The 14,613-nt window shown below is 70.0% G+C and carries 15 protein-coding genes; 8 read left to right on the top strand and 7 right to left on the bottom strand.

What is annotated here, in order from left to right; all coding sequences use genetic code 11:
• Positions 1-39: 39 nt before the first annotated feature.
• Both V6S02_RS08245 and V6S02_RS08250 read left to right on the top strand, forming a co-directional pair.
• On the top strand, positions 40-1,452 hold the full coding sequence (locus V6S02_RS08245) for an aminopeptidase P family protein (protein WP_336400473.1): 1,413 nt from the start codon (positions 40-42) through the stop codon (positions 1,450-1,452).
• Positions 1,449-3,269 carry a gamma-glutamyltransferase family protein gene (locus V6S02_RS08250; protein ID WP_336400803.1) on the top strand — a complete coding sequence of 607 codons (1,821 nt, stop codon included), beginning with the start codon at positions 1,449-1,451 and terminating at the stop codon, positions 3,267-3,269. The genes V6S02_RS08245 and V6S02_RS08250 overlap by 4 nt, the downstream gene beginning before the upstream one ends.
• Here V6S02_RS08250 and V6S02_RS08255 read toward each other — a convergent pair.
• Positions 3,251-3,946, bottom strand: a complete 696-nt coding sequence (locus tag V6S02_RS08255; protein WP_336400474.1) for an alpha/beta hydrolase family protein — start codon at positions 3,944-3,946, stop codon at positions 3,251-3,253. The genes V6S02_RS08250 and V6S02_RS08255 overlap by 19 nt on opposite strands.
• Positions 3,943-4,626: a general stress protein gene (locus tag V6S02_RS08260; RefSeq protein WP_336400475.1), complete on the bottom strand. Its 684-nt coding sequence runs from the start codon at positions 4,624-4,626 to the stop codon at positions 3,943-3,945. The genes V6S02_RS08255 and V6S02_RS08260 overlap by 4 nt, the downstream gene beginning before the upstream one ends.
• 35 nt (positions 4,627-4,661) lie before the next feature.
• Here V6S02_RS08260 and V6S02_RS08265 point away from each other — a divergent pair, with 35 nt between their 5' ends.
• From V6S02_RS08265 to V6S02_RS08275, 3 genes are read left to right on the top strand one after another with little or no spacing between them, the layout of a single operon-like run.
• Entirely contained in the window at positions 4,662-5,957 is a 1,296-nt protein-coding gene (locus tag V6S02_RS08265; RefSeq protein ID WP_336400476.1) for a magnesium transporter MgtE N-terminal domain-containing protein, read from the top strand.
• Positions 5,957-6,484 (top strand): DUF1003 domain-containing protein, encoded by a 528-nt coding sequence (locus V6S02_RS08270; protein ID WP_322411917.1) that lies wholly within the window; start codon positions 5,957-5,959, stop codon positions 6,482-6,484. Before V6S02_RS08265 ends, V6S02_RS08270 begins: the two co-directional genes overlap by 1 nt.
• On the top strand, positions 6,481-7,638 hold the full coding sequence (locus V6S02_RS08275; RefSeq protein WP_336400477.1) for an Mrp/NBP35 family ATP-binding protein: 1,158 nt from the start codon (positions 6,481-6,483) through the stop codon (positions 7,636-7,638). The genes V6S02_RS08270 and V6S02_RS08275 overlap by 4 nt, the downstream gene beginning before the upstream one ends.
• Before the next feature lie 33 nt (positions 7,639-7,671).
• On the opposite strand, the gene V6S02_RS08280 is transcribed toward V6S02_RS08275, so the two are convergent.
• Complete coding sequence (locus V6S02_RS08280) at positions 7,672-8,052, bottom strand: Sec-independent protein translocase TatB (RefSeq protein ID WP_124293547.1); 381 nt, start codon at positions 8,050-8,052, stop codon at positions 7,672-7,674.
• An 85-nt stretch (positions 8,053-8,137) separates the two neighbouring features.
• Here V6S02_RS08280 and V6S02_RS08285 point away from each other — a divergent pair, with 85 nt between their 5' ends.
• Positions 8,138-8,776 carry an O-methyltransferase gene (locus tag V6S02_RS08285; RefSeq protein WP_124293548.1) on the top strand — a complete coding sequence of 213 codons (639 nt, stop codon included), beginning with the start codon at positions 8,138-8,140 and terminating at the stop codon, positions 8,774-8,776.
• An 80-nt stretch (positions 8,777-8,856) separates the two neighbouring features.
• On the opposite strand, the gene V6S02_RS08290 is transcribed toward V6S02_RS08285, so the two are convergent.
• The 3 genes from V6S02_RS08290 to dapE all read right to left on the bottom strand — a co-directional run bounded on the left by V6S02_RS08290 (position 8,857) and on the right by dapE (position 11,405).
• Positions 8,857-9,027 (bottom strand): DUF3117 domain-containing protein, encoded by a 171-nt coding sequence (locus V6S02_RS08290; protein ID WP_124293549.1) that lies wholly within the window; start codon positions 9,025-9,027, stop codon positions 8,857-8,859.
• Positions 9,028-9,117: 90 nt separating this feature from the next.
• Positions 9,118-10,347: a hypothetical protein gene (locus tag V6S02_RS08295; protein WP_336400478.1), complete on the bottom strand. Its 1,230-nt coding sequence runs from the start codon at positions 10,345-10,347 to the stop codon at positions 9,118-9,120.
• Positions 10,332-11,405 (bottom strand): succinyl-diaminopimelate desuccinylase, encoded by a 1,074-nt coding sequence (dapE, locus tag V6S02_RS08300; RefSeq protein WP_124293550.1) that lies wholly within the window; start codon positions 11,403-11,405, stop codon positions 10,332-10,334. The genes V6S02_RS08295 and dapE overlap by 16 nt, the downstream gene beginning before the upstream one ends.
• Before the next feature lie 71 nt (positions 11,406-11,476).
• Between dapE and dapD the strand changes: the two genes are divergently transcribed.
• The gene (dapD, locus tag V6S02_RS08305) at positions 11,477-12,433 is read left to right on the top strand and encodes a 2,3,4,5-tetrahydropyridine-2,6-dicarboxylate N-succinyltransferase (protein ID WP_336400479.1); all 957 of its coding nucleotides are present in this window, start codon (positions 11,477-11,479) and stop codon (positions 12,431-12,433) included.
• A 10-nt stretch (positions 12,434-12,443) separates the two neighbouring features.
• A complete protein-coding gene (gene ppk2 / locus V6S02_RS08310; RefSeq protein ID WP_336400480.1) occupies positions 12,444-13,286 on the top strand; it encodes a polyphosphate kinase 2 in 843 nt (280 codons plus the stop codon).
• A gap of 29 nt (positions 13,287-13,315) precedes the next feature.
• On the opposite strand, the gene V6S02_RS08315 is transcribed toward ppk2, so the two are convergent.
• Positions 13,316-14,611: a citrate synthase gene (locus tag V6S02_RS08315; RefSeq protein WP_124293553.1), complete on the bottom strand. Its 1,296-nt coding sequence runs from the start codon at positions 14,609-14,611 to the stop codon at positions 13,316-13,318.
• Positions 14,612-14,613 lie beyond the last annotated feature (2 nt).

The raw sequence follows: 14,613 nt of genomic DNA on the forward strand, positions 1-14,613 counted from the left end.
TCCCGATCGGATGCCGCGGCGGAGTGCGACACTGGAGGGATGAGCACCTCCGGCGACACCACCTCGAACACGACCACCAATCGCCGTCAGCCGTTCCCCCAGGGCTTCCTCGACAGCATCTCCTCGGGGTGGGCCGAGCGGCCCGACTCCCTCCCGCCGCGGCGGCCTCAGGCGCAGTACGCCGCGGCGCGGCGCGAGCGACTGTCGGCAGCCTTCCCCGGGCGTCGTCTGGTGATCCCCGCGGGGGAGATGAAGCAGCGCAGCAACGACACCGACTTCCCCTTCCGCGCCCACTCGGCGTTCTCCCACCTGACCGGCTGGGGCTCGGACTCCGAACCGGGTGCGGTGCTGGTGATGGATCCTCTGCCCGAGGGCGGCCACCGCGCCACTCTGTACTTCCGTGAGCGCGCCGACCGCACGACGGCGGAGTTCTACGCCGACGCGTCGATCGGCGAGTTCTGGATCGGACCGCGGCCCGCTCTCGCCGGCGTCGCTGCAGACCTGGGCCTCGATACCCGCCATGTGGACGACTTCCTGACGGCCGACGGAGACCTGCTTCTCGACGTCGACGCCGAGCTGACCCGCGCGGTCTCCGAGCTCCGCCTGGTCAAGGATGCCTTCGAGGTCGAGCAGATGCGCCTGGCGGTGGCGGCGACCGCCCGCGGGTTCGACGACATCGTGGCCGAACTCCCCCGTGTGCTCGCCCATCCGCGCGGAGAGCGCGTGGTGGAGGGGGTCTTCCACCTGAGAGCACGCACCGACGGGAACGGGGAGGGCTACGACACGATCGCGGCGTCGGGTCCCCACGCCTGCTACCTGCACTGGACCCGCAACGACGGAACGGTCGCCCCCGGCGACCTCATCCTCATCGACGCCGGGGTCGAGGTCGACAGCCTCTACACCGCCGACATCACCCGGACGATCCCGGTGAGCGGACGATTCACCGATGTCCAGCGGCGGGTGTACGAGACCGTCCGGGAAGCCGCCGACGCCGCGTTCTCCGCGGCACGCCCCGGGGTGAGCTTCCGCTCCGTCCACGAAGCGGCGATGAGAGTGATCGCACAGCGGACGGCCGAGTGGGGCCTTCTCCCGGTGACCGCCGAGGAGGCTCTCGACGCCGATCGCGGCGGACAGCACCGCCGGTACATGGTGCACGGCACCAGCCATCACCTCGGGATCGACGTGCACGATTGCGCCCAGGCGCGCCGGGAGATGTACTACGACGGCATCCTCGAACCGGGAATGGTCTTCACGATCGAGCCGGGTCTGTACTTCCAGATCGACGACCTCACCGTTCCGGAGGAGTACCGAGGCATCGGCGTCCGCATCGAGGACGACGTCCTCATGACCGCGGACGGCCCCGAGAACCTGTCTGCCTCGATCCCGCGGACCGCCGACGAGGTCGAGGAGTGGATCGCCCGGCACGCCTCGACCGCTCCGACCGCCCTGTGACCTTCACCCCTCCCGCCCCGTTCACCACCCGGCCGACGCTTGCGGGAACCTTCGGGATGGCGGCCTCCACGCACTGGATCGCCACCGCATCGGCACAGTCCGTTCTCGAGCGCGGCGGCAACGCGTTCGACGCGGCGGTGGCCGGCGCGTTCGTGCTGCACGTGGTCGAGCCGCACCTGAACGGACCCGGCGGTGATCTCGTCGGCGTCTTCGCCACCGCCGAAGATCCGACCCCCGTCGTGCTGATGGGTCAGGGTCCGGCGCCGGCGCGCGCCAGCATCGCCCACTACACCGCTGAGGGGCTCGATCTCGTGCCCGGGGCAGGAGGCCTGGCCGCCGCGGTCCCCGGAGCTGTCGACGCCTGGCTCGTCCTGCTGCGCGACCACGGCACATGGGAGCTGTCCGAGGTGCTGTCCTATGCGATCGGCTACGCGCGCGACGGACACCCGTTGATCGCCCAGGCGGCCGCCACGATCGCACGGGTCGCCGATCTCTTCCGTGACGATTGGACGAGTTCGGCCGACCTGTGGATGCCGGGGGGTGAACCCCCGCGCGCGGGCGACGTCGTGCGCAATCCGGCCTACGCGTCGGTGCTCGAAGGTCTCGTGCACGCCGCGGGCCCCGTGCGCGACGAGGGTGGGGTCGGTCGGGCGGCGCGTATCGACGCCGCGCGCCGCGAATGGCGCGAAGGGTTCGTCGCCGACGAGGCCGCGACCTTCCTGCGCACACCCCACCGGCACTCCGGCGGGGGGATGCACTCCGCGGTCATCGACGCATCCGACTTCGCAGCCTTCGAGGCGGGATACGAACCGGCCCTCACCCGCGATTTCCGCGGTGTGACGATCGCCAAGGCAGGCGCGTGGACGCAGGGTCCGGCACTCGTGCAGACGCTGGCACTCCTCGAACCCTTGATCGACGACCTGCTCGACCCCTCCACCGAGCGCGGCGCGCACACCATCCTGGAGGCCCAGAAGCTCGCCTTCGCCGACCGCGAAGCGTGGTTCGGAGACGCGTCCGACGCCGGCGCGATCACCGGTCTGTTCGACGAGGATTATCTCGCTGCGCGTCGGGATCTCATCGGTGAGGAGGCGGCCACGACCTTTCGACCCGGGCGTCTGAGCGGGGCCGAACCCTGGACACCGCCGCTGCGGACCGCCTACGACCGCGCCGGCGGCGCAGGAACCGGTGAGCCGACTGTCGACCGTCGTGGTCAGACCCGGGGCGACACCTGCCACATCGACGTCGCCGACCGCTGGGGCAACATCATCTCGGTGACGCCCTCCGGCGGATGGCTGCAGTCCTCCCCCACGATCCCCGCGCTCGGCTTCTGCCTCGGCACGCGACTGCAGATGACCTGGCTCGAACCCGGCCACCCCTCCTCACTCGAGCCGGGTCGGCGCCCCCGGACCACTCTGACACCGACACTGACACTCCGCGACGGGCGACCCTGGTTCGCCATGGGCTCACCGGGCGGCGACCAGCAGGATCAGTGGCAGCTGCTCGCCCTGCTGCGCATGATCGTCGGCGGCTATCGCGCGCAGGAGGCCATCGACGCCCCCGCACTGCATTCCACCGCGCTGCCCGAATCGTTCTGGCCCCGCACGTGGACTCCCGCCGGAGCAGTGGTGGAGGATCGACTCGGCGACGCGGTGATCGGCGGTCTCGAGCGGCGCGGTCACGTCGTCACCCGTGCCGGGGACTGGTCGCTCGGTCGTGTCTCGGCCGTCGGCCGCGAGGCGTCGGAAGGCTCGGACGCGACTCTGCTGTGGGCCGCCGCCAACCCCCGGGGCATGCAGGGTTACGCCGCCGGTCGCTGATCCGACCGCTGTCTCAGCCACGTCGCGATCAGGTCTCCGAGCTCGCCGCCGATCGCCTGCGCGGGACGCCGATGCCCGGCGATCTCGAAGGAGTGATCCCCCCCGGGAATCCAGGTCAGGGTCGCCTCGCGGCATCCGGCGACCACGCGCTCCCACGCATCGGCGGGGTGGACGAAGGGGTCGCGGGTGCCCGACAGGAACAGCTGAGGCGGTGAGATGTCGGGAAGGTGGCCGGCACGCTCCTTCTCCGGCTCACCGGGCGGGTGGAGGGGGTAGCCGAGGTAGACCAGGGCGGCGGGGTGGATCATGCCCGCCGCGGCAGCCAGCGACGCCATCCGACCGCCGTACGACTTCCCCGCGGCGAAGAGGGGCACCTCCGGGCACCAGCCCGAGAGAGCCGCCATCGCCGCGGACCAGGTCGCCGTCGCGTGCGCGACCGGACCCGGCATGCGACGCCCGGCTTCGCGGTAGGGGAAGGCGAAGCGCACCACGCCGAGGCCCTGACGCGCCAGCGCGTCGGCGACGCCGATGAGGAAGGGATGCTCGGGCCCCGCTCCCGCGCCGTGAGCCAGTGCCACGCCACCCCAGGGCGCCTCGGGGAGCGTCACGAAGGCCGTCACGTCGACGGTGCCGCGCGGAAGCTCGACCCCGATGCGTTCGGCGCGCGTCAGCGTCATCTCGGCTCGGACGCAGAGCCCTCGTCGGCATCTCGTCCGGACGACACGGGAGGCGCCACCCGTTCGCCGTAGCGGGGAGGCTCGGCATCAGCGGGCGTCGCGGCGCCCGACCCGGCATCCGCCGTCTCACCGGTCCCCGGCCCGGCCGGAGCCGCGGGGGCGACCGCGGCCGCGTCGACCGGTTCGGCGGCCGGCGCGGGCGAGTGCGCACGCGGACCCAGCACGCCGCGTGCCTTCGCGACGTCGGACGCGCTGACAGTGACGTCGTAGCGTTCGGCGATCACCTGCATGACGGAGGCGAAATCGCGCCGGCGGCGCACAAGCGAATAGGTGATGAGGCTCAGGAGCATGCCGATGGCGATGCCGACGAATAGCACGCCGACGAAGGCCTGGATCGGGACGGAGGGAGACCCGAGGACGAGGATCGCGGAGAACAGCATGCCCAGCAGCAGACCGTTGATGGCGCCCGATCGCGCCGCCTCGGCATATCCCAGCCGCCCGGTGACGCGTTCGACCGAGCGCAGGTCGTGGCCGACGATCGCGATGTCGCGGGCGGGGATCTCCGCCGCGATCAGGGTCGAGACGGCCTTCTGGGCTGCTTCGTACGTCGGGAAGCTCGCGATGGCCTGACCCGGTTCCCCCAAACCCTGCGGCAGGCGCCCTCCACCCATCATGCTCATCTCATCATCCTCCCACGCGCGACTACGCTTGACCCGTGAGCACGCAGAGGGTTTTCGTCGCGCGCCTGGCGGGGTGCTCCGTCTTCGACCCCACCGGCGATCGCCTGGGCAAGGTCCGCGATGTCGTGGTGATCTATCGGAAGGACGATCCGCCCCGCGTCATCGGACTCGTGGTCGAGATCCCGGGCCGGCGGAACGTCTTCCTCTCGATTAACCGGGTCACCTCCATCGCCACCGGGCAGGTCATCACGACCGGTCTGATCAATGTGCGGAAGTTCCAGCAGCGCGGCGGCGAGGTGCGCGTGATGTCGGAGCTGCTGGGCCGCAAGGTCTACTTCCGCGACGGTTCGGGTCACGCGGTGATCGAGGATGTGGCGATCGAGCGGAACCGGCTCGGCGAATGGGACGTCGGCCAGCTGTTCCTCCGCAAGCCCAAGACCAGCGCCTCGCCGTTCGCCAAGGGGCCGACCACCTTCTCGTCGTGGGCCGACGTCCGCGAGGATCACACCTCCGGCGAGGCGCAGTCCGCGGAGCAGCTCGTCGCGACCTACTCCGAGCTCAAACCCGCCGACCTCGCCAACACCCTTCTCGACCTTCCCGATGACCGACTGCTCGAGGTCGCCGAGGAGCTCTCCGACGAGCGCCTCGCCGACGCGCTGGAGGAGATGCCCGAGGACGAGCAGGTCCACATCCTCGAGCAGCTCGGCGACGAGCGCGCTGCGCACATCCTCGACAACATGGAACCCGACGACGCCGCCGATCTCCTGGGGCAGCTTCCCGAGGAGCGTCTGGAGGAGCTCCTCGAGCTGATGGAACCCGAAGAGGCCGAGGACGTCCGCGAACTGCTGAAGTACCTGCCCGACTCCGCGGGCGGACTCATGACCAGCGAGCCGATCGTGCTCTCCGCCGACGCGACCGTCGCCGAGGCCCTCGCCCTCATCCGGCGTCACGAGCTGCATCCGGCCCTCGCCGCGGCGGTCTTCGTCACCCTGCCGCCCTATGAGACGCCGACGGGCCGCCTGCTCGGAACCGTGCATTTTCAACGGATGCTGCGCTATCCGCCCCACGAACGACTCGGCACCATCATCGACGACACCCTCGATCCCGTCCCGGTGACCGCATCGGCCGCCGAGGTCGCACGCATGCTGGCCAGCTACAACCTCGTCTCGCTGCCGGTCGTGGATCGGGCGCACCGGCTCGTCGGCGCCGTCAGCGTCGACGACGTGCTGGACTACCTCCTCCCCGAGGACTGGCGCTCGCATGACGGCGACGACGGCGCCCGACCTCCGCTCACCGCCGCCCCGGCGGCGCGCCAGACGGGGCGGCGCTGATGGCGCGCGGCAATCGCGGCGCCGTGTCGCTGGACGCCCCGCGGGGACGGTCCGGGGTTCTCAGCCGCACCCCGCAGCCCTCACGCGACCGATTCGGGCGATTCACCGAGTGGATCGCCCGCAACATGGGCACGCCGGTGTTCCTGCTCGGCCTGACGCTCTTCTGCGTCAGCTGGATCGCCTGGAACACGCTCATGCCGATCTGGCTGCGGTTCGATTCCGCGGAGTTCGGGTTCACCGCCCTGACCCTCGTCCTCTCGCTGCAGGCGTCGTACGCCGCGCCTCTCATCCTGCTCGCGCAGAACCGTCAGGACGACCGCGACCGGGTGCAGATCGAGCAGGACCGTCAGCGCGCTGAGCGGAACCTCGCCGACACCGAGTACCTCGCCCGTGAGATCGTGGCCCTGCGGATGACACTGCGCGATTTCTCCGACGAGGTGGTCACGAAGGACACCCTCCGGAGCGAGCTGCGAGCGCTGCTGGAGGACCTGGACCAGCGACGCGACGCCCCCGGCGAGCGGCCGTGAGCGACGCCGCGTTGACCTCGGCCGTCGCCGACGCCGTCGGCGCGGTGACCGACCCCGAACTCCGGCGTCCGCTCTCCGAGCTGCAGATGGTCAAGGACGTCCGCACCGCCGACGGGGTCGCCCACGTCGCCATCGCGCTGACGATCGTCGGCTGCCCCGCGTCCGATCGCATCGAATCCGACGTGCGCCGCGCCGCGGCATCCGTCCCCGGCATCCACGACGTCGACGTCACCCTCGGCGTGATGACCGCCGATGAGCGGGCAGCGCTCACCGAGCGCCTCCGCGGAGGCCGCGCGCGTCGCGAGATGCCCTTCGGACCCGGCTCCCTCACCCGGGTCATCGCGGTCACGAGCGGCAAGGGGGGCGTCGGCAAGTCGACGCTCACCGCCAACCTCGCCGTCGCCCTTGCGGCATCCGGCCTGTCGGTCGGTCTCGTCGACGCCGACGTCCACGGCTTCTCGATCCCCGGACTGCTGGGCTTGGTCTCCGAGGACGGATCCGTCCCGCAGCCCACCCGGATCGACGACCTCATGATCCCCCCGATCGCGCACGGCGTGAAGGTCGTCTCGATCGGGATGTTCCTGCGACGCGGTCCCGAGGACGCCCCGCTCGGCGCGGTCGCGTGGCGCGGGCCGATGCTCCATCGCACGGTGCAGCAATTCCTCACCGACGTGTGGTTCGGCGACCTCGACATCCTGCTGCTGGACATGCCGCCCGGCACGGGTGACATCGCCATCTCGGTCGGCCAGCTCCTCCCCGACGCCGAGGTCCTGGTGACCACCACCCCGCAGTCGGCAGCAGCCGATGTCGCCGTGCGCAGCGGACTGGTCGCCCGGCAGACCGGTCAGCGAGTCGTGGGCGTGGTCGAGACCATGGCGCCGATGACGCTCCCCGACGGAACAACCCTCGACCTCTTCGGGTCCGGAGGGGGGGAAGCGGTCGCCCGCGCCCTGTCGACACCTGACGAGCAGGTCGATCTTCTCGCTTCGATCCCGCTGAGTCCTGCTCTGCGCGCAGACGGTGACGCCGGAACGCCGATCGTCCTGGCACACCCGGACGACCCGGCCGCGCGAGCGATGACCGACCTCGCCGCGCGGCTGGCACGCTCGCCGCGGGGGTTGTCGGGCCGCGCACTCCCCCTGCGCACCCGCTGAGCCCGATCGGGCCCGCAGCCACGCCGACGGGCGTCAGGTGGCTTCGCTATCGAAGGGCGGCTGCTCGCCGGCGGCGAGCGACGTCTTGCGCGCGGGCGCGGCTTCCATCGCCGTCACGACTGACGCGGCCTGTGCCGCGCGGACGGTGGCCACGGGCGCGTCGTCGAGAAGTGCCTCCCGGATGATGCGACGGGGATCGTACTGGCGGGGGTCCAACGACCGCCAGTCGACGTCGTCGAAATCCGACCCCATCTCGTCGCGCACCCGCGTCTTCGCCCCCTGGAGGAAGTCGCGGGTACGGCGGGTGAACCGGGCCAGCGACTCGGCGTAGCGGGGCAGCCGTTCGGGGCCGATGAGCAGAGCGGCGATCACGCCGATCAGCAGAAGCTTCTCGATCGTGATCCCGAAGAACATGCGTCCAGATTACCGCCGCGCCTGAGGAGTCAGCCCGCAGGATCACCGTAGGCTGAGGCGGCAGGCCGGCAGGAAGGACGAGCGCATGGGCGAACACGACGCGAACCACCGTTTCGCCGACGAAGCGACTCCCGAACCCGACCACATCGCCCGCGCGAGAGCCCATGCCCTCGAGCTCGGCGCCGCGCCGATCAGCGCCGCTGTGGGCGCGCAGTGCGCGCTCATCGCCGCGTCGTCCCGCGCTCTGAACATCGTCGAGATCGGTACCGGGGGCGGAGTCTCGGGTCTGTGGCTCCTCCACGGATCGCCGCGGGCGACCCTCACGACGATCGACAACGAGCCCGAGCACCTGGGTGCGGCCCGCCAGGCCTTCGCCGAGGCGCGCATCCCCGCGGCCCGCGCACGCTTCATCACCGGTCGAGCCTCCGACGTGCTCCCCCGCATGAACGAGGCGTCCTACGACATCGTCCTCATCGACGCCGATCCCGACGGCGTCCTGGAATACGTCGAACACGGGCTGCGCCTGGCCCGCACCGGCGGCACGGTACTGGTGCCCCGGGTCCTTCGCGGCGGCGCCGTCGCCGATCCGGTGCGCCGCGACGCCGTGACCACCGCCTACCGATCGCTCATTCAGGAGACGTTGGCCTCCTCCGCCGTGATCGGCGCGCTCTCCATCGTCGGAGAGAGCCTCCTGCAGCTCACCACCGTCGGCTCGGACGCCTGACCAGACGCCGACGGCCCCGGGTCAAACGGAAACGACCGGTCCGAGGACCGGTCGTTTCACTCAGAATCTGTGGCGAAGGCTCAGGCGCCGACGACCTCGCCGAGGACGTCGTAGAGCTCCTTCGCTTCCGCGTCGTTGACGGAGACCACCAGACGGCCACCGCCTTCCAGCGGGACACGCACGATGATGAGGCGTCCTTCCTTCACGGCCTCCATCGGCCCATCCCCGGTTCGCGGCTTCATGGCTGCCATCGCGGCTCCCTTTCGTCGTCGGTATATCAGTCGAGTTTATCGGGTGCACCGCGTGCCGCGGCATCACCCCGTGCCCGTGCCGTGGATCGCTCAGGGGATCTGCCAGAACGAGGTGCCGAGTCCGTACATGTTCCAGATCCACCACCACTGACCGACCACGCACAGCACCAGGACCGATCCCCGCCAGACCGGATGGCGAGGCGTCGCGAAGGCCCCCCACAGAGGCGAGAGGGGGAACAGCAGCCGGAAGACGCTGGACTGAGGGAAGAAGACCGCCAGCAGGTACACCAGGTAGCTCGCCGCCCAGAGCCGCACCTCGATTCCGAGGCGCGCCACGTGCGGCTCGAAAAGCAGAAGGCCGCCGACCACGACCACTCCGAGCCCCAGGACGACGAATCCGAGCCACGCGGGCAGGCCCCACGCGACGAACCAGAACTGCGCCGCCTGCGCCCATCCTTCGAACGGAAGGAATCCGCCGGTGTCCCCCACCCATACCCGCCGCCAGGCCAGCTCGGTGTCCAGATACGCCGTGGGATCGGCGGTGACGGCGCCGGCGATGAACGTCCATGAGAACCCGGTGGCCGTGGCCAGCGCCCCGAGCGCGAGGATGTGCACGATCTCCACCCTGCGCAGCGGCTCGCTCCGCCGCGTGGCGAGACGCCAGATCCCGTAGAGCCCGAACAGCAACGCCACAGCGAGGACTCCGGGGCGGGTGTACGCCATCAGCACCACCGCCGGGTAGATCCAGCCGTATCGACGAGTCTGCAGACCCCGCAGGATCCACAGCAGGAGGAGAAGGAACAGCGTCTCGGCGTAGGCGACCTGGAACATCGCCGCGAGAGGTGCGAACGCGAAGAAGGCTACGGCCCACATCGCGGCGATCCGACCGATGCGCTCGCGCAGCAGCATCCACATGAGAACGCAACAGCCGTAGCCGGCGGCGAGGGCGACGAGGACCCCGCCCGCCCCCCACGCTCCCAGGGGCGCGCCCACCACTCGCGCCAGCAGGGCGAACACGGGCATGAAGGCCCAGGCGTTCTCCCCGACCGTGCCCTCGTCGTCGCGCGGCAGCTGGGCGGGATACCCTTCGACGGCGATCAACCAGTACCACTGCGCATCCCACCCGACGATGTAGTCGGCCAGGCCCGCACCCGGGCCGAAGCGGCTGCCCGCGGGAGCCCACGCCGAGGTGAGGAGGAAGAGGCTGGTGGTCACCCCCCTCGCAGCGATGTAGAGGAGGAGGATGAAGAGCGCCGGATGACGGAACAGCACCGCCCCGGTGCGACGCCCGGTGAGCGAGGCGGTCAGTCCGCCAGCCACGCCCGGAGCCCGCGCTCGACGTCCTCGATCTGCGCGAGCGCAACCCGCTCCTCGTCGTGGTGCGCAAGGTGCGGATCACCGGGCCCGTAGTTGACCGCGGGCACTCCGAGGGCCGAGAAGCGCGCGACGTCGGTCCAGCCGTACTTGGGGCGGGGCTGGCCGCCGACAGCGTCGACGAACTCCTGCGCGAGCGGTGCGTCCAGCCCCGGTCGGGCCCCCTCGGCCAGATCGACGACCTCGACATCGAATCCCGCGAAGACGTCGCGGACGTGTCTCTCGGCCTCCTCACCGCTGCGGCTGGGGGCGAAGCGGTAGTTCACCTCGATCTCGCAGGCGTCGGGGATGACATTGCCGGCGATGCCGCCGTGGATGCGGACGGCGTTCAACCCCTCGCGATAGACCAGCCCGTCGACGGTGACATCGCGCGGACGGTACTCGGCGAGCCGCGCCAGTGCGGGCGCCGCGGCGTGGATGGCGTTGACCCCCACCCAGGCCCGCGCGCTGTGGGCCCGCACGCCCGAGGTGCGCACGATGGCGCGGAGATTGCCGTTGCAGCCACCCTCGACGGTTCCGTTGGACGGTTCGCCGAGGATGGCGAAGTCGCCGGCGAACAGATCGGGGCGCGTCCGAGCGAGGCGGGTCAGGCCGTTGAGATCGGCGTCGACCTCCTCATGGTCGTACCACATCCACGTGAGGTCCACGCGGGGCGCGGTCAATTCGGCGGCGAGCTTGAGCTGCACCGCGACGCCCGCCTTCATGTCGACCGTCCCGCGGCCCCACAGGAAGGCCTCACCGTCGACGTCGACGTCGCGGGTGGGCACGTTGGCATTGATCGGCACGGTGTCGATGTGCCCGGCGATCACGACCCGCTGAGCCCTTCCGAGATTCGTCCGCGCCACGATGGTGTCGCCGTCGCGGTAGATCTCCAGGTGAGGGAGGTCCGTGATCGCCGCGAAGATCGCATCGGCCAGCGGAGTCTCCTCACCGGAGACGCTGGGGATGTCGCAGATGGTCCGGGTGAGATCCACGGATGACGCGGACAGATCGATCGCGGGCACGCCCTGGAGTCTACCCAGCGCGCACGAGCCCGACTGTCTGGTGGTCGGCTCCGGTTCGCTACCGTGGAGGTATGAGTGAAGACCGCTGGGTGTGGGGCGTAGGGCTGTCGACGATCGCCGAGAACGGCACGGCTCTGGATGCCTGGTTCCCCGAGCCGCGCGTCGGGCGGCTCCCCACCGGCTTCGATCCGGCGCTGGCACCTTCGGACATCGAGCGTCACGCCGTCCCCGACCCCCGTCGGGCCGTCGACATCGACGTCGTCGCGCTCGAGATCGATCTCGACCACCCGCCCACCTCCACGGCGGACGCGTATCTGCGCCTGCACGCGCTGTCGCACCGCCTCGTCGCGCCCAACGACCTGAACCTCGACGGCATCTTCGGCCAGCTTCCGAACGTCGCCTGGACGACGGCCGGGCCCATGCATCCCGACGACCTCACGCGACTGCGTCCGTTCCTCACCCGCGACGGAATCCAGGTTCAAGGACTGGACAAATTCCCGCGACTGCTCGACTACGTCACGCCGACCGGGGTCCGCATCGCCGATGCGTCGAGAGTGCGTCTGGGCGCCTACCTCTCCCCCGGCACCACGGTCATGCACGAGGGCTTCGTCAACTTCAACGCCGGCACGCTCGGCGCATCGATGGTCGAGGGCAGGATCTCGCAGGGCGTGATCGTGGGCGACGGGAGCGACATCGGCGGCGGCGCCTCGATCATGGGGACGCTTTCGGGCGGCGGTTCGCACCGCATCTCCGTCGGCAGACGAACGCTCCTGGGGGCCAACGCCGGAATCGGCATCTCCCTCGGTGACGACTGCGTCGTCGAGGCGGGCCTCTACGTCACCGCCGGCACCAAGGTCGTGCTCGCCGACGAGCCCGTGCACGCCGACGGAACGCAGCCCCTCGCGAAGGGCGCCGAGCTGTCGGGCCGCAACGGCCTGCTCTTCCGCCGCAACTCGCTCACCGGCGCCGTCGAGGCGGTGCGCCGGGCCGGGGTGGGCGTCACCCTCAACGAGTCGCTGCACGCCTAAGGAAGCCGAGATGGCACGCCGGATCCCACGGGAACTGTACGAGAACGAGCTCGCCCGGCTGCAGGCGCGGCTGGTCGAGATGCAGGCATGGGTGCAGGCCACCGGCGCCCGCATCGTGGTGATCTTCGAGGGCCGGGATGCGGCGGGCAAAGGCTCGACGATCAAGCGGGTGTCGGAATACCTCAACCCCCGCGTCACGCGGATCGTCGCCCTGCCCGCTCCCACCGACCGCGAGAGGACCCAGTGGTACTTCCAGCGGTACATCACCCACCTGCCCGCGGCCGGTGAGATCGTGCTGATGGACCGCTCCTGGTACAACCGGGCCGGTGTGGAGCACGTGATGGGCTACTGCACCAATGCCGAGTACCACCGGTTCCTGCACCAGGCGCCGATCTTCGAGCGGATGCTGGCGGAAGACGGCATCCTGCTGCTGAAGTACTGGTTCAGCGTCTCGGACGTGGAGCAGGAGCGCCGCTTCCGCTCGCGGGCGAAGGACCCGATGCGCCGCTGGAAGCTCAGCCCCAACGATGTGCTGTCGATCACCAGATGGGAGGACTACTCCCGCGCGAAGGACACGATGTTCGTGCACACCGACATCCCCGAGGCGCCGTGGTTCGAGGTGGACAACGAGGACAAGCGCCGCGGCCGGCTCAACATGATCGCGCACCTGCTGTCGCAGGTCCCGTACCGCGATATCGAGCGTCCTGTCATCGAGATCCCCGAGCGACCCGCCTCCGGCGGGTACGAGCGCCCACCGCGCAACCTCGAGAACGACGTGCCCGACCACGCGGGCGAGATGCTGCGACGCATCCACGCCGGGGAGAAGCTCCCGCCGCTGCCCCTGCTGGAATGATGCGGAGTGGAGTGAGTGACGCGGGCGGCTCAGACCTCGCCGGGATAATTCCGTTCCACGGCCCCGGTGTACAGCTGCTGCGGACGGCCGATCTTGGTCTGCGGGTCCTGCTGCATCTCGCGCCAGTGCGCCAGCCAACCGGGAAGGCGGCCGATGGCGAACAGCACGGTGAACATGCGGGTGGGGAAACCCATCGCCTTGTAGATCACGCCCGTGTAGAAGTCCACGTTCGGGTAGAGGCGACGCTCCTTGAAGTAGTCGTCCTCGAGCGCGATCGTCTCGAGCTCCTTCGCGAGGTCCAGCAGCGGATCGCTGACGCCCAGCGCCTCGAGGACCTCGTCGGCCGATTCCTTCACGAGCTTGGCGCGCGGGTCGTAATTCTTGTAGACGCGGTGCCCGAAGCCCATGAGCTTCACCCCGTCCTCCTTGTTCTTCACGCGCTCGACGAAGCGACGCACGCCCTCGCCCGAGTCGCGGATGCGTCCGAGCATCTCCAGCACGGCCTCGTTCGCTCCGCCGTGCAGCGGACCGTACAGCGCGTTGATGCCCGCTGAGATCGAGGAGAACTGGTTCGCGCCGGTCGAGCCGACGAGCCGCACGGTCGAGGTGGAGGCGTTCTGCTCGTGGTCCTCGTGGAGGATCAGCAGCCGCTCGAGGGCGCGGGTCATCACGGGGTTGACGTCGTAGATCTCCGAGAGCACGCCGAAGTTGAGCTTCAGGAAATTGTCGACGAAGCTCAGCGAGTTGTCGGGGTAGAGGAAGGCCTGCCCGACGCTCTTCTTGTGCGCGTAGGCGGCGATCACGGGGAGCTTCGCGAGCATCCGGATGGTGTTCAGCTCGACGTGCTCGGGATTGTTCGGATCGGACTCGCGCTCGTAATAGGTCGACAGCGCCGCCGTCGCCGCGGAGAGCACCGACATCGGGTGGGCCGTGTGGGGAAGAGCGGAGAAGAACCGCTTGAGATCCTCGTGCAGCAGAGTGTGGCGACGGATGCGGTTGTCGAATTCCGCGAGCTGATCGGCCGTGGGCAGCTCACCGTAGATCAGCAGCCAGGCGACCTCGAGGTAGGTGCTGTTCTTCGCCAGCTGCTCGATGGGGTAGCCGCGATACCGAAGGATTCCCTTGTCGCCGTCGATGAAGGTGATGGCCGACTTCGTCGCCGAGGTGTTCACGAACCCGTAGTCGAGGGTGGTGTGCCCGGTCTGGCGCATGAAGGTGGAGATGTCGACGCTGGGGATGCCGTCCGTCCCCGCCAGCACCGGGAATTCGGCGGTGCGTTCCCCGATCGTGAAGGTTGCCTTCTCCTGCTGGGTTCCGTCGCTCACGG

Source organism: Microbacterium sp. CCNWLW134, from assembly GCF_037083565.1.
Taxonomy (GTDB): Bacteria; Actinomycetota; Actinomycetes; order Actinomycetales; family Microbacteriaceae; genus Microbacterium.

What these genes read in the sequence shown, in the direction of transcription:
- V6S02_RS08290 (WP_124293549.1), bottom strand. Translation starts at nt 9,027, where the DNA reads ATGGCAGCCATGAAGCCGCGAACCGGGGATGGGCCGATGGAGGCCGTG.
- V6S02_RS08280 (WP_124293547.1), bottom strand. Translation starts at nt 8,052, where the DNA reads ATGTTCTTCGGGATCACGATCGAGAAGCTTCTGCTGATCGGCGTGATC.
- V6S02_RS08245 (WP_336400473.1), top strand. Translation starts at nt 40, where the DNA reads ATGAGCACCTCCGGCGACACCACCTCGAACACGACCACCAATCGCCGT.
- V6S02_RS08260 (WP_336400475.1), bottom strand. Translation starts at nt 4,626, where the DNA reads ATGAGCATGATGGGTGGAGGGCGCCTGCCGCAGGGTTTGGGGGAACCG.
- V6S02_RS08285 (WP_124293548.1), top strand. Translation starts at nt 8,138, where the DNA reads ATGGGCGAACACGACGCGAACCACCGTTTCGCCGACGAAGCGACTCCC.
- ppk2 (WP_336400480.1), top strand. Translation starts at nt 12,444, where the DNA reads ATGGCACGCCGGATCCCACGGGAACTGTACGAGAACGAGCTCGCCCGG.
- dapD (WP_336400479.1), top strand. Translation starts at nt 11,477, where the DNA reads ATGAGTGAAGACCGCTGGGTGTGGGGCGTAGGGCTGTCGACGATCGCC.
- V6S02_RS08255 (WP_336400474.1), bottom strand. Translation starts at nt 3,946, where the DNA reads ATGACGCTGACGCGCGCCGAACGCATCGGGGTCGAGCTTCCGCGCGGC.
- V6S02_RS08270 (WP_322411917.1), top strand. Translation starts at nt 5,957, where the DNA reads ATGGCGCGCGGCAATCGCGGCGCCGTGTCGCTGGACGCCCCGCGGGGA.